The 22,595-nt window shown below is 39.6% G+C and carries 24 protein-coding genes; 8 read left to right on the top strand and 16 right to left on the bottom strand.

The window, feature by feature from the left end; genetic code table 11:
- Positions 1-546 precede the first annotated feature (546 nt).
- A complete protein-coding gene (locus DBR40_RS17955) occupies positions 547-1,416 on the bottom strand; it encodes a pirin family protein (RefSeq protein ID WP_124561122.1) in 870 nt (289 codons plus the stop codon).
- 178 nt (positions 1,417-1,594) lie between these two features.
- Here DBR40_RS17955 and DBR40_RS17960 point away from each other — a divergent pair, with 178 nt between their 5' ends.
- Genes DBR40_RS17960 through DBR40_RS17970 form a run of 3 tightly spaced genes read left to right on the top strand, consistent with a single transcriptional unit; the run spans position 1,595 to position 3,518 of the window.
- Positions 1,595-2,200, top strand: coding sequence for an NADPH-dependent F420 reductase (locus tag DBR40_RS17960; RefSeq protein WP_124561123.1), 606 nt, complete (start codon positions 1,595-1,597; stop codon positions 2,198-2,200).
- Positions 2,201-2,959 (top strand): SDR family NAD(P)-dependent oxidoreductase, encoded by a 759-nt coding sequence (locus DBR40_RS17965; RefSeq protein ID WP_124561124.1) that lies wholly within the window; start codon positions 2,201-2,203, stop codon positions 2,957-2,959. It begins immediately after the preceding gene.
- Between the two features lie 13 nt (positions 2,960-2,972).
- A complete protein-coding gene (locus DBR40_RS17970; RefSeq protein ID WP_124561125.1) occupies positions 2,973-3,518 on the top strand; it encodes an ester cyclase in 546 nt (181 codons plus the stop codon).
- A gap of 54 nt (positions 3,519-3,572) precedes the next feature.
- Here DBR40_RS17970 and DBR40_RS17975 read toward each other — a convergent pair whose 3' ends face one another.
- Positions 3,573-4,157: a Crp/Fnr family transcriptional regulator gene (locus tag DBR40_RS17975; protein WP_124561126.1), complete on the bottom strand. Its 585-nt coding sequence runs from the start codon at positions 4,155-4,157 to the stop codon at positions 3,573-3,575.
- A gap of 281 nt (positions 4,158-4,438) precedes the next feature.
- Between DBR40_RS17975 and DBR40_RS17980 the strand changes: the two genes are divergently transcribed.
- Complete coding sequence (locus DBR40_RS17980; RefSeq protein WP_124561127.1) at positions 4,439-5,092, top strand: hydrolase; 654 nt, start codon at positions 4,439-4,441, stop codon at positions 5,090-5,092.
- A gap of 61 nt (positions 5,093-5,153) precedes the next feature.
- Here DBR40_RS17980 and DBR40_RS17985 read toward each other — a convergent pair whose 3' ends face one another.
- The 5 genes from DBR40_RS17985 to DBR40_RS18005 all read right to left on the bottom strand — a co-directional run bounded on the left by DBR40_RS17985 (position 5,154) and on the right by DBR40_RS18005 (position 9,649).
- Entirely contained in the window at positions 5,154-5,972 is an 819-nt protein-coding gene (locus DBR40_RS17985; protein ID WP_124561128.1) for a helix-turn-helix domain-containing protein, read from the bottom strand.
- Positions 5,973-6,116: 144 nt separating this feature from the next.
- Positions 6,117-6,845, bottom strand: a complete 729-nt coding sequence (locus DBR40_RS17990) for an SDR family NAD(P)-dependent oxidoreductase (RefSeq protein WP_124561129.1) — start codon at positions 6,843-6,845, stop codon at positions 6,117-6,119.
- Between the two features lie 10 nt (positions 6,846-6,855).
- Positions 6,856-7,848 carry an SDR family NAD(P)-dependent oxidoreductase gene (locus DBR40_RS17995; RefSeq protein WP_124561130.1) on the bottom strand — a complete coding sequence of 331 codons (993 nt, stop codon included), beginning with the start codon at positions 7,846-7,848 and terminating at the stop codon, positions 6,856-6,858.
- A 341-nt stretch (positions 7,849-8,189) separates the two neighbouring features.
- Positions 8,190-8,708: a hypothetical protein gene (locus DBR40_RS18000; RefSeq protein WP_124561131.1), complete on the bottom strand. Its 519-nt coding sequence runs from the start codon at positions 8,706-8,708 to the stop codon at positions 8,190-8,192.
- Positions 8,709-8,764: 56 nt separating this feature from the next.
- Positions 8,765-9,649 carry a hypothetical protein gene (locus tag DBR40_RS18005; protein ID WP_124561132.1) on the bottom strand — a complete coding sequence of 295 codons (885 nt, stop codon included), beginning with the start codon at positions 9,647-9,649 and terminating at the stop codon, positions 8,765-8,767.
- 197 nt (positions 9,650-9,846) lie between these two features.
- Between DBR40_RS18005 and DBR40_RS18010 the strand changes: the two genes are divergently transcribed.
- Positions 9,847-10,077: a hypothetical protein gene (locus DBR40_RS18010; RefSeq protein ID WP_124561133.1), complete on the top strand. Its 231-nt coding sequence runs from the start codon at positions 9,847-9,849 to the stop codon at positions 10,075-10,077.
- A 552-nt stretch (positions 10,078-10,629) separates the two neighbouring features.
- Positions 10,630-11,001, top strand: a complete 372-nt coding sequence (locus DBR40_RS18015) for a response regulator (protein WP_124561134.1) — start codon at positions 10,630-10,632, stop codon at positions 10,999-11,001.
- 294 nt (positions 11,002-11,295) lie between these two features.
- Here the strand turns inward: DBR40_RS18015 and DBR40_RS18020 are convergent, their stop codons facing one another.
- The 9 genes from DBR40_RS18020 to DBR40_RS18060 all read right to left on the bottom strand — a co-directional run bounded on the left by DBR40_RS18020 (position 11,296) and on the right by DBR40_RS18060 (position 19,726).
- Entirely contained in the window at positions 11,296-11,607 is a 312-nt protein-coding gene (locus DBR40_RS18020; RefSeq protein ID WP_124561135.1) for a hypothetical protein, read from the bottom strand.
- Positions 11,608-11,821: 214 nt separating this feature from the next.
- Entirely contained in the window at positions 11,822-12,037 is a 216-nt protein-coding gene (locus DBR40_RS18025; protein ID WP_124561136.1) for a hypothetical protein, read from the bottom strand.
- On the bottom strand, positions 12,034-12,261 hold the full coding sequence (locus DBR40_RS18030) for a hypothetical protein (protein WP_124561137.1): 228 nt from the start codon (positions 12,259-12,261) through the stop codon (positions 12,034-12,036). Before DBR40_RS18030 ends, DBR40_RS18025 begins: the two co-directional genes overlap by 4 nt.
- Positions 12,236-13,567: a hypothetical protein gene (locus DBR40_RS18035; protein WP_124561138.1), complete on the bottom strand. Its 1,332-nt coding sequence runs from the start codon at positions 13,565-13,567 to the stop codon at positions 12,236-12,238. Before DBR40_RS18035 ends, DBR40_RS18030 begins: the two co-directional genes overlap by 26 nt.
- A 12-nt stretch (positions 13,568-13,579) precedes the next feature.
- Positions 13,580-15,721 (bottom strand): tetratricopeptide repeat protein, encoded by a 2,142-nt coding sequence (locus DBR40_RS18040; protein WP_124561139.1) that lies wholly within the window; start codon positions 15,719-15,721, stop codon positions 13,580-13,582.
- A 78-nt stretch (positions 15,722-15,799) separates the two neighbouring features.
- Positions 15,800-17,176 carry a hypothetical protein gene (locus tag DBR40_RS18045; protein ID WP_124561140.1) on the bottom strand — a complete coding sequence of 459 codons (1,377 nt, stop codon included), beginning with the start codon at positions 17,174-17,176 and terminating at the stop codon, positions 15,800-15,802.
- 53 nt (positions 17,177-17,229) lie between these two features.
- Entirely contained in the window at positions 17,230-18,339 is a 1,110-nt protein-coding gene (locus DBR40_RS18050) for a hypothetical protein (RefSeq protein WP_124561141.1), read from the bottom strand.
- Positions 18,340-18,399: 60 nt separating this feature from the next.
- Positions 18,400-19,017, bottom strand: a complete 618-nt coding sequence (locus DBR40_RS18055; RefSeq protein ID WP_124561142.1) for a hypothetical protein — start codon at positions 19,015-19,017, stop codon at positions 18,400-18,402.
- 85 nt (positions 19,018-19,102) lie between these two features.
- The gene (locus DBR40_RS18060) at positions 19,103-19,726 is read right to left on the bottom strand and encodes a hypothetical protein (protein ID WP_124561143.1); all 624 of its coding nucleotides are present in this window, start codon (positions 19,724-19,726) and stop codon (positions 19,103-19,105) included.
- 289 nt (positions 19,727-20,015) lie between these two features.
- On the opposite strand from DBR40_RS18060, the gene DBR40_RS18065 reads away from it, so the two are divergent.
- Complete coding sequence (locus DBR40_RS18065; RefSeq protein WP_124561144.1) at positions 20,016-21,959, top strand: sensor histidine kinase; 1,944 nt, start codon at positions 20,016-20,018, stop codon at positions 21,957-21,959.
- Between the two features lie 6 nt (positions 21,960-21,965).
- On the top strand, positions 21,966-22,580 hold the full coding sequence (locus DBR40_RS18070) for a response regulator (protein WP_124561145.1): 615 nt from the start codon (positions 21,966-21,968) through the stop codon (positions 22,578-22,580).
- The last annotated feature ends 15 nt before the right edge of the window (positions 22,581-22,595 follow it).

Raw genomic sequence — 22,595 nt, forward strand, 5'->3', positions numbered from 1 at the left:
GCTATTTCAGGACAAGACATTATTTGGTTCAGAGGGAAACCGCTTAAGAGAATACCAATAACCAGCCAGTGGGTAGAATATGGCCATAGGATCATTCAGATAAACATCTGATTGGTTTTCTCTTCCGTAGTAACAAGGATCACACAATGTTATAAATAAAAATCAAACCGCACAACAGTTAATCTGCACAAACGTTTGACAAAAAATTCACTACTCAAAAACCAGTCGCTGCTCCAGATAAAAATATCTAGAGCCTTTTTCAGTAATTCAACTTCAAAATTCTTACATATTTGGTTTATAATGGAGATTTCGGACGCCTTGACCAAGTCATTCTGTTACAGATTGACTACCAACAAAAAACTGCACATTTGAAACATATTTATAATCAATAATTTGAATCGGTCATTTTTTAACGAAACCAACTGACTCTACTTTCCGAAATGATATTGTCACTCCTTCCGAAATCTCCACCAACACCTTTATTTCGAGAAAATGCTTTACACAAGCCGATATATTTGTATCAAATGTTGAAATATTTGAATTTGTCTAGAGATAATCAATACATCCATAAGCACCAGTAAAAAAGTCCTTATATGCATCGGCAATGCCGGCATCACTATTCATAACAAATGGTCCTTCAACCACAATAGGCTCCTTATAGGGTTTACCCCCAAAAACAAAAATATCCGCTACGCTGATCTTATCGTTTTGAAAAACAATCTCTCTGACATTTTCCTCCAGCACCAGCATTTTACTGTTTCCTAGCACAATGTCATTTATAACTACCTCTGAAGACGGGACAAATGCAGCCACTTCATCACCCTGGCGTGGCAAAAATGAAAACCTGGAATTAGGATTCAAACGGATGTGATAAATAAATTCAGAATTAAAGGTCGGCAAAGATGATTTCCATACCCCGAATTCACCCAACAAGATCCTGATGATTCCACCATGATCCGGCAACTGAACTTCAGGAACATCCTCCGACTGTATAGCAGCATATTCAGGGTCTTCTTTTTTATGGATACCAGGCAGGTTAACCCAGAACTGAAGTGAATGGAAGATAGGCCTATCTTTTTCCCTGGTGAAAGGCTTCTCATCATGCATAATCCCATTTCCTGACTTCATCCATTGCAGCCCACCAGCATTTACAATATCATGATACCCCCTGCTATCATAATGCGAAAGACTACCGCTTAGTACATAATTTAAAGTAGCAATACCACGGTGCGGGTGGGCAAAGTCCCCAGAGGGAAGCGGTGAATGATCATACCGGAGATCTATGGGATAAAGATGCTCTAAAAAAACGATGCTGCCCACGGATTGAAGTCGTCTGGAAGGTAGCAGACAATTGACCAGGAATTTACCAGTCTTCGAATTGATACCCCTGTAGAATAAGGCTTTATTGCTTTCCATTGTGAAATTACGTAAATGATTATAGCACAAATCTCCCTCAATATTGCTACGATCAGAATAACCTATATTATCAAAACCACTTGATATAGGTCAATCGACTTTAGTGACCTGCGTCAATGGCCGATGCGTCTGTTTCTATCTAATTTTGGTTTATCAAAACATTTAAAACCATATCATTATGAAAAAGTCAATTGGAATAATCGGAGCTGGAAACATAGGAAAAGCTGTTGCCGGACATTTTACAAAAGCAGGTTTCCCTGTATTGATCAGCAATAGTCAGGCTCCAGAATCGCTAGCAGCCACCACAGCCTTTTTAGGACAGGGTGTAAAAGCCGTAACACCTGCAGAAGCCGCAAAGGCGGATATTGTTATACTGGCACTTCCCTGGTCAGAAGTACTTGGACTTTCCGGGCTGACCGACTGGGATGGACGTATCGTAGTTGACGCAACCAATCACTTCATTACTTATGCTCCTGACTTCCAGGTAGCCTATCTCGATGGCCTTGCTTCCAGCGAAGTTGTTCAACAGCATTTGTCTGGTGCCCGTATCGTAAAGGCTTTCAATACCATCTTCTTTAAAATCCTGGAACAGGATCCCCACGTCGAAAATGGCAACAGGGTTTTGTTTGTATCAGGCGATGACCAGCAAGCCAAAGAGATTGTTTCACAGGCCATTTCAGAAATTGGCTTTGCTCCTATTGATCTGGGCTCATTAGCAGTAGGCAGCAAATTTCAGCAGGCCAAAGGGGCGCTGGCAACTTTAAACTTAGTAAAGATCAGCTAAATGAAACGGTTAGAAAATAAGGTAGCCATCATCACCGGTGCTGCCGGTGGTATGGGAGCGGCAGAAGCGATATTGTTTGCCGCCGAGGGTGCAAAGGTATTCATTACCGATGTCCAGGAAGCAAAACTGAAGGCTGTGGCAGAGGAGATAAAACGCCAGGGAGGCATTGCCGAATATGCAGTTCAGGATGTCAGTTCAGAGCAGAGCTGGATTGATATGGCCGAAAAAACAGAACTGCTCTATGGCAGAATTGATATTCTGGTAAATAACGCAGGCATCACCGGAAACCTCCTTGGTCCAATCGAAGACCGCAGCGTTGAGGAATTCAACAAGGTAATTGGTGTGAACCTGTTGAGCCAGTTTCTTGGGGTAAAGACTGTGGTACCCTATATGAGAAAGCACCAATCAGGATCCATCATCAATATCTCCTCAATCGGTGGCATTATAGGCTCAGCCAATGCAACAGCTTATACCGCATCTAAAGGCGGATCGAGAAGCTTTACCAAAGGAGCTGCAACAGAATTTGCCAAAGATAACATCAGGGTAAATTCCGTTCATCCAGGTTATGTGGCTACACCGATGACCAAAGAGATGAATGGGGCGTCTGATTTTGAGCAAATGGCCGTCGGAGCAACACCATTAAACAGGGAAGCCAATCCAAATGAAGTAGCCTACGGGGTGCTGTACTTAGCTTCGGATGAATCAACCTTCACCACAGGTTCAGAATTAATTATTGACGGCGGTGCCACGGCACTTTAAAAACAAGAAAATCATGAAAACTTTAGAAAACAGTCATCTAAAACCAACCAAAGGAAAAACATGGAAAAAAGTCACCATTGCAGCACTAGCCATCACAGGTCTCCTGGTGGCTTCCTGTTCACAGGAAAAAAAGCGTTCTGATGGAACTGAGCAAGCCCAGAACAAGCAACAAGCTAAAAAATGGTACAAGGCATTCAATACCAAGGATTCAACATTACTGCAAAGCCTGCTTGATGAGCAGTGGCAGGACTTTCCAGCTGATCCAAACCATCCGGTTGGAAAAAAAGAAGTTGGCGGCCTGCTTAATCACCTGACTACGGTATTCACTGATTTTAAGTGTGAGATTAAAGATATCCTTCAAGATGGGAATAAAGTAATCGTACGCTCGGTGCTCAGCGGAAAACAACAAGCTAATTTTAGGGGCTTTGCATCAAAAGGCCAAACGATGAGCATTCAGGCTGTTGACATTCACGAATTCCAGAACGGAAAAATAATACGCACCTGGCACACCGAAGACTGGCTTAGCGGATTGGGCCAATTGGGCCATATACCAGATTAAAGCCCTAATAAATTCAAATAAAGGAAACCTTTTAAGCTTACTTCGGACAGCATATTATTTTAATAGCATTTGTTTTCTGACCCTGCTCAAGGTCTCCGGGCTAAGTCCTAAATAAGAAGCCAGCATGTTCTGCGGAAACCGCCTGATAAACTCAGGATAGGTTTTCATGAGCTGCTGAAACTTTTCCTCTGCCGTAAAACTGATATTTGCCTGTATCCGGTTTTGGTTAGCGATATAATGGTTTTCATCAAGTACGTGCGCCATCTTTAAGAAATGTAACGACTGATCCTTCAGATTAGTGATCTTTTCCTTAGTGGTAGCTAAAATCTCACAATCTTCCAGGGCATCGATGTTATATATCGAGGGAGTGAGCATACTAAAACTCTCCCGGTCACTCATCCACCAGTTCTCAATTGCGAACCGCACAATATGTTCTACACCGCGGTCATCGATTGTATACTGGCGCATAGCCCCTTTTACAATAAATACCATGTGCTGGCAGACACTCCCCTCATGTGAAAGGAACTGCTTCTTTTTGATCATCCTGGGTGTAAATGCCGCCTCCACGATTTTGAATTCCTCATCAGGGATCTTCAGTCCTGTTTTGCCATCTATAAAAGTTCTTAATGCCTGGTACATATCATCTGATTGATAAAATTAGTGAATAAGGGCGGCCAACACCTGCCAAACCAACCATCCTGCCTGATGATTAAAGGTACTTAGAAATTTCAAATGATCGTAGTAAAACTAAATGCCTATAGTTAAATGATTTTCCTTGCAAAACGGGCAGCAAAAGATCACGGCTTGGATTGACATAGGTCAATCCGATTTCATGACCTGCCTCATTTGTATCCCCGGAGCAAGTAGGCAACTTTATGTAAATAAAATCACCATCAAATCATAACTTAAAAACAAATAAAATGACTACAGAAAACAACAAAACAGGTCTTAATGCTTTATTGACACCTGACAATTGCGCAATGCTTTTAATTGACCACCAACCATTCCAGTTTGCCGGACTGCGAAGCCACGACAGCCAGACGATTATCAACAATGTAGTGGGGCTCGCAAAGGCAGCAAAGGCCTTTAATGTACCCACGCTCCTCTCCACAGTTCTGGAAGAACGCGGTGGCCTGTTGTTAAAACAACTGCAAGATGTATTTCCAGAGCAAAAACCGATCAACAGAACTTTCATCAATACCTGGGAAGACCAGCGGGTTATGGATTGGGTAAAGGCAACCGGCAAAAAGAAAATCGTTATGGCAGCCCTGTGGACTGAAATCTGTCTTGCCATGCCAGTGATCCAGGCCTTAGGTGAAGGATATGAAGTTTACATCGTTACAGACGCATCAGGAGGCGTAAGCCTTGAAGCACACGAAATGGCTGTTCTGAGAATGATACAGGCAGGCGCAGTACCAATAACCTGGGGCGTTTTTTCAGCAGAACTTCAAAGGGACTGGGCCCGTACAGAAAGTGTGCCTGCACTAGCGGAAATCTTGTTTGACCACTCCGGAAATGTTGGAACAAGTCTTACCTGGGAACTGCAGTTACTGGCCACTCCTGTCCAACCTTAACAAACAGTTATCCAGGCATCCAATAAGTCAATCATTCTATAAATTGTAAAGCTGCAAGCCATCAATGGCTTGCAGCTTGGTTGATCAAATAGCTAGGTGCAAACCCAAACTGTTTTTTAAAGGCAAAGGAAAAATGAGATAGATTTTCAAAACCTACCTCGTAGCAGACATCCAAAGGTCTTTTCTTTTTTTCTCTAAGCTGATAATGGGCCAGTTCTAGCCGCTTTTGTGTCAACCAGCGTTGTGGGGTCGTGCTAAAAGCCTTCTTAAAATCCCGTTTAAAAGTAGTCAGACTTCTGCCCGTAAGATAGCCGAACTTTTCTATCGGCAGATTGAACATAAAATTCTTTTCCATATAATCGGTCAGGTTGATCTTACCTGGTTCTTCGAAATTCGCTAATACATGATCAATTTCTTTGTCCACCGTCCTGAGGATACTGATTGCCTCAGATATCTTAATGGAAGCAATATCTTCCGGTATATCCTTCATCTCAAAATATGGGATGAGTGATGCCAGGCAACTTTCCAGCAAGGGATGATTGTTAAAACTGTAGATTTTCTGTGTTGTAGGAGGCTTGGAACTCACGTTTTTACCTGCATAAAAATCCCTGAGCCGATCAGGTGATAAATGCATCACAACTGTTTGATGTGGCTGACCATCTTTAGGGTAGTTGATAATCGTAGCCAACTGGTTCCTTGGGATCAGGAAAATATCCCCTTTCCCGAAAAAATAGGTCGCATCGGCCTGCACAATCTTGGTTTCGCCTGAAAGGAACCATACCAGCATATGTTGGTCAAACATAATATCAGATTTGAAAAACTTGTCCTCATAACTCGAGAGTTTAATGTCCTGGGTAATATATCTGGCTTTGTATTCCATACATTTATTTTTAAGAAAGAATGCAATAATATAAAAATAGAAAATAGTTGATATTTTACTTTGTTTTAAAGACCATTATTACAAGAAAGGAAGCTAAAATAGCTACCATTCACCTTCCTTTCCTGTTTATGGTTATCACAGGAACTAAATAGACTGCCCACCATCGACCAAAAAATTAGCGCCGGTTAAAAAAGAAGCATCTTTGCTGGCCAAATAATGGATCATGTTCGCTACCTCATCCGCCGTCCCCATTCTTCCGACAGGAACACTTTGTACCAATTGATTTTCCAAAGTTTCATTCAGCCCGATTTTATTCATAATCTCGGTGGCTATCGGTCCGGGACTTACCGCATTGACACGGATTTTCCGGGAGGCCAGTTCAAGGGCTGCAATTTTCACAACCGCATTTAAAGCCGCTTTACTTGCCGCATATACTGAGGCGCTTGGCGGGGATATTGTAGCAGATGTCGAAGAAAGCATAATTACCGATGCACCATCATTGAGCAAAGGAATAAATCGGCTCAAGGTAAAATAAGCCCCTTTGAAATTTACATCCATCATTTCATCAAACTGACTTTCTGCTATCAGTTCAATCGTGGAGAACTTGGTAATCCCCGCATTGACCAGCAGGATATCAACTTTACCAAATTGCGCTTTGACCTGTGCGGCAAAGTTTTCAATGTCTGTCAACCTGGATTGATCGGCGATTAAGCCCGTTACCTTCAGTTCCCTTGCTGCTTTTTCTACTGCTTCTTTTCTTCTTCCCGTGATAATGACATTCGCTCCCTTTTCCTTAAGTTTTTTTGCGGCTGCATACCCAATACCGCTGTTACCACCAGTAATTACGGCAACTTTATCTATTAAATTTTTCATAGCAGTATGGTTATGGATTAAATTTAAGGCCAGTCATTTCTTCGGTCAGTACCCATAATTTTTTAGCGCTGGTTTCATCGAATGAATAAGGGTTTACACCTTTGGGAGAAGCGCTATCTGAACATAGCACCGCAATGTCCACGTCTTCACAATATACCCCACCGATATGATTTAGTAATGGACTGGTTGCGCACCAAACTGTTGTAGCAGCACCTTGCGGAATTGTCTTTAAAGATGCTGCGACTTCAGGCAGCATCTTTCCTGCTGCATCTACAAAGCCCATTTGCTGAAACAATTCCAATGGTGCCTCCCTTCCCAGTTCAGTACCACCGATAGAACCGGGATGTACCGAATAAACGCTGACTCCGGATGATTGCCCCCGATTATCCAGCTCCATCGAAAAGAGGTTGACAGCCGTTTTGGATTGTCCGTACCCCTGTAAAGTTTCGTAATCCCTGTTCAGAAAATTAGGATCATCAAAATTGAAAGGAGCGAATTGATGTCCATGTGAAGAAACGTTGACTACCCTTGCGCCGTTTGCCTTTTTAAGAGCAGGCCACAATTTCGCCGTAAGCTGGAACTGTGCTAAATAGTTGGTTGCCAATTGTGATTCTATGCCACGGTTATCCCTCCGCAACGGCACCCACATAATGCCTGCATTGTTGATTAGCAAGTGTAGTGGTCTTTCTGATGCAAGAAAACTTTCTGCAAATGCGTCAATGGATACAGGAGACATTAAGTCCATTTCCGCGATCTCCACATTAGCAATTCCCTGAAGGTTTTTCTTTGCTTTTTCAATATCCCGAGCGGGTACAATAACTGTTGCCCCTGCTGCTGCAAGAACCTGGGTGGTTTCCAATCCTATGCCAGTATTCCCGCCGGTTACAATAGCAATCTTACCTGTAAGGTCAATGCCTTTGATTACATCTTTTGTTGTCGATTTTGCATTAAAGCCCGAACTGATTGCTTGTTGCAAGGCTCCCTGATAATTGTTTTGTTTCATTTTTATCTCGTTTTTGTTGAAACAAATTTAGGGTGCCTTAAAATCACTGACTTTGTTTAAAAGTCCTATTTTACTTTGTTTAAAAGGTCAGCATGTTTTTTTTTATAATATGATAGATCTTTAAAGCAAAAACACCTGATTTTAATCCTACAGCTTTCGATTTGCATTCCTAATTGCATTTGGATTAGATTTTATGAGTAGTTTTACCATTAAAGCCTTCAAACAATCTGGATTGTAGAGATTGCACCTAATTACTTTTGCCTTTCTCATCTTGTATTTTGGCTTGATGTATTGGGGACTGGATTTACACAAGCATGAAATTAACAATGGGGTACCTTAGCTTAAAAATCAGTGATTTCGAGGGCTTTTTTAGTAAATTTCAAATAAGTAACAATAACTTTCGATCCAATTTTGTAACGGTAATAATCCCCTGGCTTAACTTCAATTCTTATTTTTTCATTTTTTAATGGCCCGGAAAAAGTAAGGTATTGTGCATGCTCTGTTTTGTCCCGGTGAATCACTATACTCGTTAATTTGTTTTTTCCGTTTAATTTATCCTTCTTCCAGTTATACCTGAAATACTGAGCGCAAAGCCAGGCAAAGAAATAGCAAAAACCGAAAAATAAGACTCCAATACACAAAAAAGCAAAATAATCCTCATAACCCAGCTCCTGCAAAGTCTCCCTTTTTACAGCAAAAGCACCAATTAACCCCATAATGGCCATACTAACAACTATGGTAATCGCAACAACCCTTATTATCACCTGATGCCCCTGTTCCATTTCCTTGATCTCCTCCTCTGATAAGGGAATATTTTCCTGCAAGTATATTTGCGAACTATCAATTTGATGATTTTCCATTTATCCCTTGAATCATTAAAACATTAAACAATTGTGCTGGACTTTCCATATCCGTTTTATGGAGCTGTAGCCACCCTGACCATACAACTCATGTGACTTCTAAACTTATCCTTATCCACTGCCGGTACTTCAACTTTAATCGTTACAGGAAATCTTTCAACCATTTTCACATAATTTCCGCTTTGGTTATTCGGAGAACTTAAAGGAGATTCATTTTTTAATTTGCCAATCTCTGAAACTGCACCAGAAAGGTTCATTTCAGGAAAATCATCTATTACAATTCTAGCGGATTGCCCCTTAAGCAGATGTTCCACCTGATTTGATTTAAAATTAGCCACAATATAAAATTCACTGGCTCCGTTTACCTCTTTAACATCAAGAAAAGCATCATCCGTAAGTTCAAAATTCCCATCTTTTGATGAAGTTATACGACTGCTTAGCAAAATTTTAGACCATTGTTTTAAAAAATCAACCGGAAATTTTGTTGTTTTCATTGAAACAAGCACAGTATGCCTGCAGGTCTTGCCATCTATAATGTAAATAAGGGTAGAAACAGGTGTTTGCTCGGATTTAAGCGTCCTGTTTTCCAGGCTGATTAATCTAAAGGGATGAGGCCCGTTTTTATTTTCCGCCAGGAGCGCAAAACGAATGCCTTTGTCTTTTAATAAATCATGGGATACATCAATGCTATCCAGGGGCTTAGTACTTTTTGTGATATCATCATTTAATATCATCACCACTTTTTGCCAGCCCTTCTGCTTATCATCTTTAACATCCCACTTATGATGACGACGCGAAAAATCCGTTTGGACAGATAATTTTTCATCAAGTTTCCAGCCTTCAGCCTTCGGCCACTGGATTTCTATATCCTCCCGGTTAGATTGCGCCTTAGCCAATCCAAACATGAATACTAGAACAATGATAACAACAATGTTTTTCATTTGTATTTTTCAGTAATGTAGATGCATTAAAGTTAGCAATTTAAGCAAGGTATAAAAGCGTATTAAAATCCAGAAAAACCAATGCCCCCCTTAATCTTCCTTAATGCCGAATATGTGTAAAACCTTTCTACAATAAATAATGTCTTTTGACTATCTGTGACACAATAAAAACACAAGTTTAACGCTATGTTTGCAATATGAGTTTACCCATGCGCATCACCTTTGAGGAAAATGATTACACCTACACCGTTGTAACGAAAGGAATTACTAAAGAAACCAGCTCAATTCAGATTAACCTGAACGATAAGCAATATGAACTTGCCCGCAATTTGAAAGGCGATTGGGATGCTGCTGATGCAACGGTTAACGATATACCTGGTTTGCTTAAGGCAATAGGAAGAAATATTAAGCTTAGGTACCGGTTGTAGGATCCAGTTGGGATGCCCAATAATGCCAGATGGAATTCCCTGTTTGTTTTGTATACTGATACAAATGGAAGTACCTCTATAAACTTGCGCTAAGCTACTCAATTCCCAATAACAGATTTTCTTTCTAAATCATAAATATCGGTAATATTTTCTCGACTTTAAACTTATCCTCCTGAATCACCATTTAATGAATCCCCCTTTCATCACCACAAAATTGCTATCCTGGCGGTTACTACCGAAGTTGCTTGGTTAATGCGAAACGGTACAATGATCGCAGAAAGATATCAAGGCTTAAATTGATTTTTATGGTAAACCCTTCAGCGATAAACTGTGACAAATTCAACCACGATATTATTGATAAAAAACATAACTTTAATTACACAAAAAACTTTGGTCAGACAAATATTGACTAATTTATGAAACCCTGGACTTGGTTCATTTTTTGCGCGAATTGTTTAGATATAAGTTATTTGGCTTTCATTGGCGTAGCAGGTCATGTAAAAGTGACGTGTGTCTATTATTATCTATTTAGATATTTAATAACTACTCCCAATGAAAACCATAATCGTACAAGATACCGATGCTGCAGTTTTGGACGTAATGACATTAGCTTTGCAGGCTGAGGGATTTGAGGTATATCCTATCCAAGGCTATGAAATTGATTTTCTTTCATTAATAAATGAGAGAAGACCACATGTAGTGATTTTAGACTACCGTCTGAAAGGCGATACCTGCAAGGAAATCTGCTTCCAGATCAAACAGAAATATCCTCATCTGCCTGTGATTGCTACAAGCTGTAACTACAATATTGACCGTTTGTACGGAGTAAACGGCTTCGACGCTTACATCCGCAAACCCTTTGATCTGGATTTATTGTACGGAATATTAAATCAATACGTTAAATTAAAAAAAGTGTTGAGTTAAAATTAAGGGTTGAACCTCTATCTTTAAATAAATATAACTACTAAAACTCCATTTATACCCAAGAGCCACAATTGTGGCTCTTTTACATTCAATTTATAATCGCCTGCCGCTAATATTTCAAACTGTCAAACACACCTAAAGCCCGGTTACAATTAACAGGGCACTGATTAGGGTGAATATCTTTTGATCGGTTTATTTTTTAAAATTATCAGATAGTCTTTGAGCGCTAAACTAATTATTAGCCGATGCAGCCGATAATTAGTTTAACCATCCAGAGTTTACCCTTTGGTAAACTTATTGGTTTTTATTTTCGGGCTTGATAGCCGTTTTATTTGAATCAGGAACTACAGATGGTATGGTATCTGCAAGTTTCTTGTTTTTCTTTTTAAACAAGTTGTTCAATTTTTCCCCTGCTTTGTTTATTGCCTTGTCCGTAGCATTGTCGACGGTTTTGTTTACAGCTTTATCCACTACCTTATCAGTAGAGCGGTCAACTGAACTGCCTACTGCTGCTTTTGCTTTTTCTTTGAGTTTACTCAAAAACTGAGCTTGCGCCATCCCTCCTGCCCCAAGGGCAAGGAAAACAATAAAAATTACTTTTTTCATGATCTTGATTTTCTAATAAAAATAGCGCGGCTAGCGGTGCAGGTCAATCATTAAAAAAGATGATTTTTTTTATTAAATGGCAATTATATTCCTATCTGTAAACCATTTACCGTAATCAACCCCATAATCACCATAGCTATCTGTTCCTGAATAATATTTAAAAAGGTCAGCAAATTGCTTTGATATTGTTTTGGATTGGTCATCAATACCACACTTACTGTTTGTCCGTTACTTGTTGCGGCGAGTATAATGTTGCCATGCCTGTATTTGCTCCATCAGTATAGTTCGCACCACCGGAAATTACGTCCCATCCATTTTCTTTTGTGGGCATACCCATGGAGAGTTCAGTATTTACCTGCACAGTGCTTTTTAACAATTTGTTCCAGCAGGCAGCAAAATCTTCATGAGTAGATGCAGTTGCTTTGCTCATAACTGCTTTGCATAGGCACCGTTTTTTTTATCTGTAATGGATAATTGAATACCGACCTCATTTTTCAATTCTTGCCAGCCCTTGAGTACGGAAATGAAACCACGTCGAAAGTTTGTTTTTGAGCGAGGCTTGTACAGCTCATCGCTACTATCATATTGAATAGCAAAAATATTTTTATATGTTTCATTACCTAACGAATTATTGTAACAGCTTCCTAAACTCATCCAGGTTAAGTTGATCAATAAAAGATTCTTTTACGCCCATTAAAAAAATATAATTTGGCTTGAAACGATACATTACATCGATCAATGCTGGTTTGGTGCCATTGGGCGGATATTTTTTCAGGTATTCCGGGTTGATCTGGTACAGATTGAAACCTTCGCTGCCGGTATAAAATTCGGTGAAATAAAAATTTCCATATATTTCTTTTGAATCGATGTTGCGGTTATAAGGGATAGTAAAAGATTTATTATCAGGTTGGACAACTGCCTGTTGGTTCAGCCATTTTTCATCCTTGGATTGCAGCAATCTGGTAACAGCTTGTTTTTTCTGCTCATTTACAGCAAGTATATCCCGGGCACTTTGCTCCTGCAATACCTGTTTGTTTTTTTGATCCTGTAAATAACGGCTTTGCACTTTCTCGGATTCTATGATTGTTTTTGCCAGGTTCTTTATTCTGTCCTGCATATTTGCTACCAGCTCAGGCTTTTCCCTGTCATAATATTCCAGCATATCTTGTAAAAATTTCTTCCTTGTAATGGGAATAAAAAAAGGAATATCGCTGTGCGTAATAAATGCATGGCGATATACAAAATCGTTATTTACAGTAACGAAACCAGAATTAGGAAAGTTAATGCCATACCCTTTGCCTGGTTTATTCTCAATTACCGGATAAGGACTGAGATTGCCTGCTTGTTCACTATTCAGATCAATAAAACCATCTCCCTTGTTGATGGCATTTACAACCCTGCTGTTTGCAAAACCATAGTAATTAAGTATGGCAATAAAAGGAGCATTTACCTGCGGTGAATTTGCCGGAATTTTATAGGCATCGGCATTTCCCTGGAAAGAATTAAACGCTTTTTGAAACGATGGATTTCCATTTACCCTAAGCACTCCCTGGTATTCATCTACAATGGCCAGCTTATGTGTTTGCACATTACATACAAATGCATGAAAGCCCAGGTTGTAGGTATAGCTACAGGCAGAAAACTGATTATAATATATTTTAGAATTTAGCCCAAAGCTGGCTTTGGCCAGCCCACCTGTAAACTGTAGCTTTGGTTTGGTTATGTTTTCAAATGCCTCCATCATTTTTTTTGCATTGGCTATCTCCGTTGAAGAAATACCTTCTTTGCCCCCACCAGTTACGCCGCCAATATGAGCATCCCAAAACCTTCCGGGTTCTTTTAATACACTTTCTGCGGTACAATTATCTTTATTGATTTGCGCCTCCCATGCTTTAAAACTGGTTTGTGACTGAGCAACAAACCCACAAAATAACAAGCTGATAAAAAATATTTTTTTCATGTTATGTCTGTTTTATTTTCCAAAAACACCTGTTCCCTGTACCGAGCCGGCTCCTGTATTCAGGCTTATTCTTCCTTCCATGCCTGCTGATGCTGTTACAGGATTGCCAATTTGCCCCGGTTCTGGCATACCGGGAGTAGGCAGACTTGCTTCAGCTTCAACACTACCCTTTATAACTACATCTTTAACACCCGTTCTGTCTATTTCTACATCAACGCCACCCCCCACTTTCGCACTGGCTTCTACAGGGCCCATACGAACATCAACGCCCGTTTTTGGCCCGATACTTACCGTACAACTTTTAAACGAATCACCAAAACCTGCATGATCTAAATCCTGATTCAGTTTTACGCCAATTATAAGTGCATTAAATTCTGTAGTAAGCCCGCTACAATCTAATTTCATTTTAAAGCCCAGGTTTGCTAGTCCCAAAGTCTGACTAAACTCGCTATTGATATTACAGTTGGGATCTTTAAATGTTGTAAGTTTGCCGCCCTTAATTTCACCGGGGTCTGCACAGCCATAACTTACCCCAAGCACTTCTGCTTGTAAGGAAAGATCCTTCAGCCATTGTTTTTTCAAGCCTGCATTGATGCCCGGAAGCAACGTAGGATAGGTAGTATAAAGCGATAAATAAGAAAATTCATTCAGGTATTGCTTTTGCGTGGTTAGATATTCCAGGTACAGTTCCTCGTACTTTGTATTGAATGCAGCAAGGTAAGTATCTACAGCTTTTACAGATTCGTTACAGAGCGCATCATTATTTTCTGTTCCACCTTGCCCAACGTTTTTCCATCTTTCATTAATTTTTTTCATTGTTGCCTCATATTCTTTTTTGTATATGGCGCCATCTCCTTTTACGAAGGCCGCTATTTTTTGCAACACCGCATTTTTTTTATTTTGGAGATTTTCCAATACCATTTTTTCTTTGGCATTCATTTTTTCTGCAAACATAGGAACTGCCACGATCTGCATAGCGCTGCTTTGACTAATAGAGCCTGGATTGGCAATCACCTTGCTCTGGGCATTCATAAATTGTTTTTGCTGCTCTTCTAATTGCTTTACTGTTTGTTTGTTTGATTCTTCGGTGATTTTTTGCAATGGTTTCATTGTTTTATCAATTTCAGCCAAAAATTGTTTCCGTTGCTGCTCATAAATTTTCATTGCTGCATACGATTTGGGAAATTCCATCGGAAAAAAGTTACCAAGGTTCAGCAAGTCATCACTTTTATTAGCCGGTGGAAAATTATTGTAATCGCCTGCGCCCGGTGCATAGCCGAATTGATTTAATTTATCTTTTCGTGCAGCTGTATTTCCCTGTTTAAATGCAGCTTTGGCATGGGCAACGGCTGCAGTTTTATCGCCTTTGTTTTCGGCAATAAGGCAGAGGGTTTCGTGTGCTTGCGTATGTGCAGCAGCAATGAGCAATGTACTGTCTAAATATTTTTTCGATCTGTCCATATCGCCCAAAGCAAACCATGCCTGGCCGAGGTTGTTGAGGATGGTGCTGTTCTTTTTAAATTTTGCTTTGAGCTGATTTAAAATAGGGATAGCCATTTCGGGTGCCCCCATCATAGTGAGCATAGATGCATAGTTATTCAGGTTATCGGTATTAGCAGCATCATCTTTACATACCTGCGCCATCAGGCTAAGTGCAATTTGTATGCGCCCCTGCATCCACAACACTGTTGCGGCTTTGCCCATTTCATCTGTATTAGTTCCCTTTTCTTTTAATGCTTTATAAATTTCGTTGGCTTTATTTTTTGCAGCAGGTAATACTGCCGAAAAAGTACGGCCACTTATATTGCCAACGAAGGCACCCATACCAGCTGATGAAGGCGTAACTGCAATAGCCGCTATTGCTTTTGCATCTTTCACAGGAACAATCCGATTGGAAGCACTAGCGCTTGTTGTTGTTTGACTGCTGTTTACCTGTTTTATGGCATTGTCCATCTTTTGCCCTATACCATATTTATTGAGCAAACTGTCGTAGCCCTTTTTCGCCCTGGGATCCATATTGGAGGTCTTTTCATTTAGTTTTTGCATGGCCTCAACCAATCGCTTCTTATCTGCCTCCATTTGCTCTTTAGAAGGCCTTTGGGCAAAAGAAATGCTGCTAATGAGCATCAGCATAACTGCGATTAAATATTTCATACCTTGGTTTTGTTTTTATCCGGTTAAGGAAGAATTAATTTTTTATTGCTGCTTTCCTGCTTTAAATTGGCATAGGAATTAAATCTTTTGAAAAGAGAGTACTGTTTCTATTTTGTTTTGATCATAATCGCCCTTATACAAACTCATTAAATTTCTCCATTCATTATTACCATATTTCTTGGAATAAAATCTAATGAAGTATTTACTTCCTGCACCTGAACTCGTTTTTCTTTCCAGTACATTTCCTTTAAAAGCAAACACCCCCTCACCCTTAAATTGTTTGCTTTTAATTAGGTCATTGTAATAGTCATAACCTACTGTGTAAGAAGATTGTATTAACACATAATATTTTCCATCTGCATTGTAACTGGTAGCCGTATTTAAACTATTACCATACAACCCACTGCCTGAAACCCACGTACCTGTCAGCTGTTTTTTATAATCCACATTTTTTTCAGCAATCCCATTTATTTTTAAAGTGAATAAAAGAAAATTCAAGGCCATCTCCATCTCGCTGCCCAGTATGTTATCAGCTGAATTAATAATGGCTAGGTTTGCGCCTACCTGTATAACCAGCACGGTACCTTTTATAACCTCACCCCCAGGTTTAGTGATGCTATTGCTTAACATATAATAAGGTAGCCCCTGGCTGGTAACTCCTTTTTCATGATCACCTTTTTCGAATAACTGGTTGTTAGAACCGTTATACAGACTCCAACCATCAAAAACGTCAAAGAAAATATGTTCCATATCTTTTTCTAAACTGCCAGATGATTTTACCATGCTCATGAACTCAATAATTCTTTTTCCGGTATTCGTCGTTTTTTCTAAGGTTAAACTATTTTGCCCCGCATTTAAACTCCAGGTGGGCGGAACAGTAATTGAATAAATATTTTTGCTACCTGAACCATTTGTATAGCTTGTGGGCGAAGCCGGATTTTCATTAACAGGTTTTTCAGTTGCCGTTTCGTTTAGGTTGAGGTTTTTTATAAAATCCAATAGTTGATTTTTATATTTATCGGTATTGGTCATGATGACCACATTGGCCATTTTGCCATTTCCTGTAGCGGTTATCAGCGTTACCCATCCTTTACCAATACCATCGGTATAATTGGCTTGTCCCGAAATAACGCTCCATCCTTTTTCAGTAGCAGGCGCCTGCATGATTGGTTCCCCGGAAACAGACACGGTACCTTTTACCAGTTTTTCCCAGCTGGTAGTAAAGTTTTCGCTTGCCGGGGCTGTGCTTGCTGCCGAACGTAGAATAACAGCAGTTGCATAGTTTCCTTTACCATCATTTTTGGTGGACAGTTGAATGCCATTTGCCATTTCTGTTTTATCCCAACCACTGGGTATGGTATAGTTTACTGCATCAAAAGTTTGCTTTTGGGCAAAACAAGTATAACTTACCATCAATAGCAGGTTAAACAGGAGCATATTTTTTATGGGTTTCATCTTTTTAAGGTTTTCATTTCTCAAAATCATTTCAAAATGCCGGCAGTTATACATTAGTGAAGTAAATAGTTATACCCGCTTTTATTATTTGTATTGTTGCCATCGGTAAAACCAGATCCGGTTATTTGAATGTTGAACTTGTAAAGTACATTTTTGGGCAAAGTGGAGAAATTAGCACCTCCAGCTACTCTCGCATCATAGAAAAGTTCTTTTACGTTTCCCGGGGTAAAGGGAATTTCACCTGCGTCCAAAGTATTTCCCCCGGTAGCCTGCCCGCAACAGGCAGTTTCCAGAAAAGTACTTGGATCATTATCTGTATCTTCAACTCTGCTTTGTAGGCTTAACGAGGCAGTTGATGGAATGGCTGTTTCACCAATATTTTTTAAGGTATAATAAATCCTGACGAATGATGCTGTATCCAATGGGCTCTTTTCTATTTTGGTAATGATAACTTCTATATCTGCCGGGGCTGGTGGCGGCGGTGGAATGGTAAACGAAGATTGAATCGCATTATTTGTAAAATTCAATTCAGAAAATTGCTGCCCAACCCATGTTTGGGAAGCGGTGCCAACATTTGATCTCATTCCATTTACACAGAGTTCAAATGAGTATGCATTGCCCACTATAATACCATTAGTGCCAAATGTATTTCTGCTACTCATAGATTCTCCGGGATTTAGCAATTGATTTATTTCGCTTGTCAGGCTGGTAGAATTGCCACCTCCCATGGCGCCACCATTTATGTAGCCTTGAACTGATAACAGACCTTTTTTTACAGCAGCAGTGCCCACATTTTTTAAGGTATAATTTACGGCGTAGGTATTACCTGTATTGGGAGAAAAGCTAATATTGGTAATCACTATGTCAGGAAGGGCCGCTGGTGTAGTCGTTGGATTCGTTGTAGTGGTGGGCTGATTTGGCGTTTGCGTTGTGCCTGATGGAGGCGTGTATAACATACCTTTTGCCGTTTGCTTCGGCGGAACTATTGATACATTTGTAGTTGGTGTAGTATTCGTCTGTTGCGGTGTCGACGTAATGATTTGTCCTTTAACCTTAGCGTTAATAACCGGTTTAACCAACCCACTTGAATCAATTTTTTTTACTTGTGCATTGCTGCCGATTGCAGCTGCGATGAATAAGAATAAGGTAAGTATTTTTTTCATGGATTTTAGATTTTATGAGATACCTTGTTCATTGGTTAGGTTTTATTATTGAAGATTATATTAAAAATTAGTCCAGGCTGTTCCTTTAACTACATCCCAACCCGACTTGTCGGTTGATCTTAACTTTCCATCTACACCCCAGTTATTATATATCCAGCCGATGCGGTTGGCTTTAAATTTTATTTTGCTGGTACCACTGGCAATATCATCGGTACAGCTCTCCACATTTACATCTTCCAATATGATTTGCCGGGTCAAAATCGGCATCTGATTATTGGTTCTACTCGTTATCGAAATATCTATCCTTGATATGGGAAAAACGGCTGATAGCGGTGTGGTTATCGTTTTTGCAGGTATGGCTGCTAATGCTGTGGCTGCAGATTTCAGATTTATTGTGGTAGCAGCTTTTACAGCCACAATTTGCGTTGGTGCTGTATTCATCATGTTCCTAAACGTACCTACATAACCGCTTGTTGGTACCTCGAGCTCTATCAAAGCAGTATGGTCTACCCCACCTGCTAAATTTGTAATGATGAGTTGATCTTCATATCCACGGTAGGTAGATGTTCCCTTTACACGGATTCCATCGCTTTTGGTAACTTTCCCGTAAATCGTTGTGGTTTGTGCAAACAAACTTGTGGTAAAAAGGACAGCTAAGAGCAGAAAGGTTGTTTTCATTTTATTATATTTTAAATTCAAAATTTCATATTGTAACAGTACCTGGACAGATCAGTGGATTCTAGCATTAAAAGCCTATGCTGGATTATTCCCTCTTGGTAATAAAAGTTGGAAGCGTATTAAAATAGGCATCGGTTTTACAGAATAAATGCCATTTCATAAAATCGAGGTACATGTCAGAACCGGTAAAATAAATTGTTTTTGAAGGCATAGTTGGGTGCGGGTTTCCGTTTTTATCTTTAAACTCCAGGGTAGCGCTTACTTCATCAATTTTCCAGGCATCCAATCCAAAAAAAGGCCCATTACCTTGTGTATTGTAGAGTATATCTACCATAACACCGGTTTGCCTGTAATGGGCAAGGCTGTTAAAAGCCTGATCGAAACCTAGTGCCTGGGGCAAGGTAAATTCTTTTGTACTCCATACCTTTAGCTCCGGCATGTAATTCTCCATCATGTATCCTTTTTGATAATTATCCGTACCTGATGTTGGATAAACTCTTACAATTAATTTGGAGTTAAGTTCCTTATTATCCTTCCCGGTTTTAACCGTAACTTTTGCAACGGCCAAGAAATAATCGGCATCATTAATGGCAACAAGCGTTGAGGAAGCTTGTTGGATATTCCCACTGCCTTTAACAGGTTTTAAAATTTGTGCATGCAACACAGTTAAAAAACAAATACAAATGATGGTAATAGATAGCTTTTTCATTTTTGTAAGATTTATTAATGTAAAATTAGATTGAGCAACAAGAGCGGACAATCATTAAAAAAGATGATTTTTCATCTATTGGAAGATGAGATAAAATTTCAATCAACAAAGCGGAACCGATTCTATTGCTTAGTTAATATTTTAACTAACTTTAGTTGAAACAGAGAAATAGCAAACCTAAATCAATCAGGCATACTACGCTAAAAGATGGTTTTTAGTTAAGTAACGCTAAAAAAATCATTAAAAAAGACGATAAAAAACAAAAACTGCTATACCTAATTTGCACTCAATGAAAAAACTACTGACAAGCTTGTTTATACTATTGTGTTTTCTTAATAGCCATGGCCAGGACCTACAAAAAATTGATAGCCTTAAAAGGTTATTGAATAGATCGGAAGAAGATACCAGTAAGGTAAAACTACTCTTTGCCCTTACTTTGGAATATGAAGACCACGACATGAAAAAGGCGATGAGCTATACCAAAGAAGGTGGTCGCCTTAGCAATAGGCTAAACTATACTGCAGGCAAACTGAAGTACAATAAAAGGATGATGTACTTATTTGCAACCCTTACACAGCACGATTCGGCTATATGGTATGGCAAACAGATTCTCAAAATTGCTACCGAAACTAAGGATTCCTTAACCATGGGTATTGCTTACTTTACTTTGGGTGAACGCTATAATTTCAAATCGGATTATGAAACAGGGATAGCCTATAGTTTGAAGGGGGTACGTATTATAGAAAGACTGGACACTTCATCCAAAACCAGGGGCACTTTAAATGCCAGTATGGCTGCAAACTATCTGATGATAAAAGACTATAAAAAATCCATTGAATTTGGCAAAAAAGCAGAAATCCTCAATAGAAAAAACAAGAATTACAAAGAGCTGACTTCTACATTACTAAATCAAGGTAATGCCTACGATGCACTGGGACAGGACATCAAAGCAATTGAGGCGTATAAAGAAAGTCTATCGCTATGTGACAAATACAACTTTCCAAGTTTTGTTGCCATGAATTGTGAAGGGATGGTAGAAATTATGGATAGGCAAAACAAATTAGACCAAGTGAAATATTATGCAGAAAAAGGACTGGCAACAGCCATTAAAATAGCAGACAACTTCAATATTATGTCCTGTTATCAAAATTTGTCGGTTTATTACCTAAAAACAAATCAACACACTAAAGCCAAAGAACTACTTTTTAAGGCCCTTGATATCAGCAAGGCCAATGACTATAAGGAAGCAGGGGGAACAATATTACAAAGTCTCTCTAATGTGCTCTACGCAGAGCATAATTATACTCTAGCTTCTCAACATCAAAGAGAAGCTACAAAAATCAGGGAAGATATTTTTACAGAATCGATGGCTCAAAAACATGCCAACGAAGAAGTAAAATTTGAAACAGAAAAAAAAGAAAGCCAAATAAAGTTACAGGCAGCAGAAATACGGCAAAAAAATATCCTTAATTACTTGTTAATAGCCGGGACCATTGCTTTTTTTGCCATTTCTATATTAAGTTACCGCAATTACAGCCACCGTCGGAAATTGCAGCAGGCAAAAATTGACGAACTGGAAACCGAAAAACAGCTCACCGCTACAGAAGCGGTACTAAAAGGTGAAGAACAGGAGCGTACACGTTTAGCTAAAGACCTGCACGATGGATTAGGAGGCATGTTAAGCGGTATAAAATTCTCATTGGGCAACATAAAAGAAAATTTAATCATGACCCCAGACAATGCCCATGCCTTTGAACGAAGTATTGATATGCTGGACAGCTCAATTCAGGAAATGCGCCGGGTGGCACATAACATGATGCCAGAAATGCTCGTAAAATACGGGCTCGATACTGCGCTGAAAGAATTTTGTACCGAAATGGACCGAAGTGGCATGATCCATATCAGCTATCAGTCTGTGGGAATGCAAAACACTGAGATCGCACAAACAACCTCAGTTACCATTTACCGCATCATACAGGAACTGGTCAACAATAGCATCAAACATGCCCAGGCCAAAAATGTACTGGTACAATTGCATCAGTCCCATCAGGAAAAGTTATTGGCCATAACAGTAGAAGACGATGGAAAAGGTTTCAACACTGATCAGCTGAAACAAGCTAATGGAATGGGCTGGCTGAATATCCAAAACCGTGTTGAGTTTTTAAAAGGAAAAATTGATCTGCAGTCCGCACCTGGCAAGGGAACCTCAGTAATGATCGAAATTAATATTTGATAAATAATGAAAGCAGGTATTTTTGTAGTAGACGACCATTACATGGTCATAGAGGGCATCCATTCCCTATTACAGCATGAAAAAACACTGGACTGGATGGGTCATGCCACCAATGCCGAGTCCTGCCATAGTTTTCTAAAATTGCACCAGCCAGAGGTGATACTCATGGATGTAAACCTGCCCGATAAAAGCGGGATAGAGTTATGTAAAGAAGTTAAACAGCTGTATCCGACAATAGCAGTGCTTGGCCTGAGCACATTTAACCAGCAGGCCATTATCCGCAATATGATGGATAACGGTGCATCAGGCTATGTGTTAAAAAACGCGACCAAAGAAGAACTCCTGGAAGCCATAAACACCGTGTTAAAAGGCAAAGTGTATTATAGCCAGGAAGCTTTCAGTTCACTAAGAAAACCTGAGCCCAATCAGCTCCTGATTACCCGAAGGGAAAAAGAAGTTTTATTGTTAATCGCAGAAGGATTGACCAATGCAGCAATTGCAGAAAAACTTTTCATCAGCATCCCAACCGTAAATACCCATCGCAAAAGCCTCCTGGAAAAATTCGAAGTAAAAAATACAGCAATGCTCATTAGCAAAGCTACAAAACTCCAGCTCATCTAATTATGCCACTTGCTA

This window comes from Pedobacter sp. KBW01 (assembly GCF_003852395.1).
Lineage (GTDB): Bacteria > Bacteroidota > Bacteroidia > Sphingobacteriales > Sphingobacteriaceae > Pedobacter.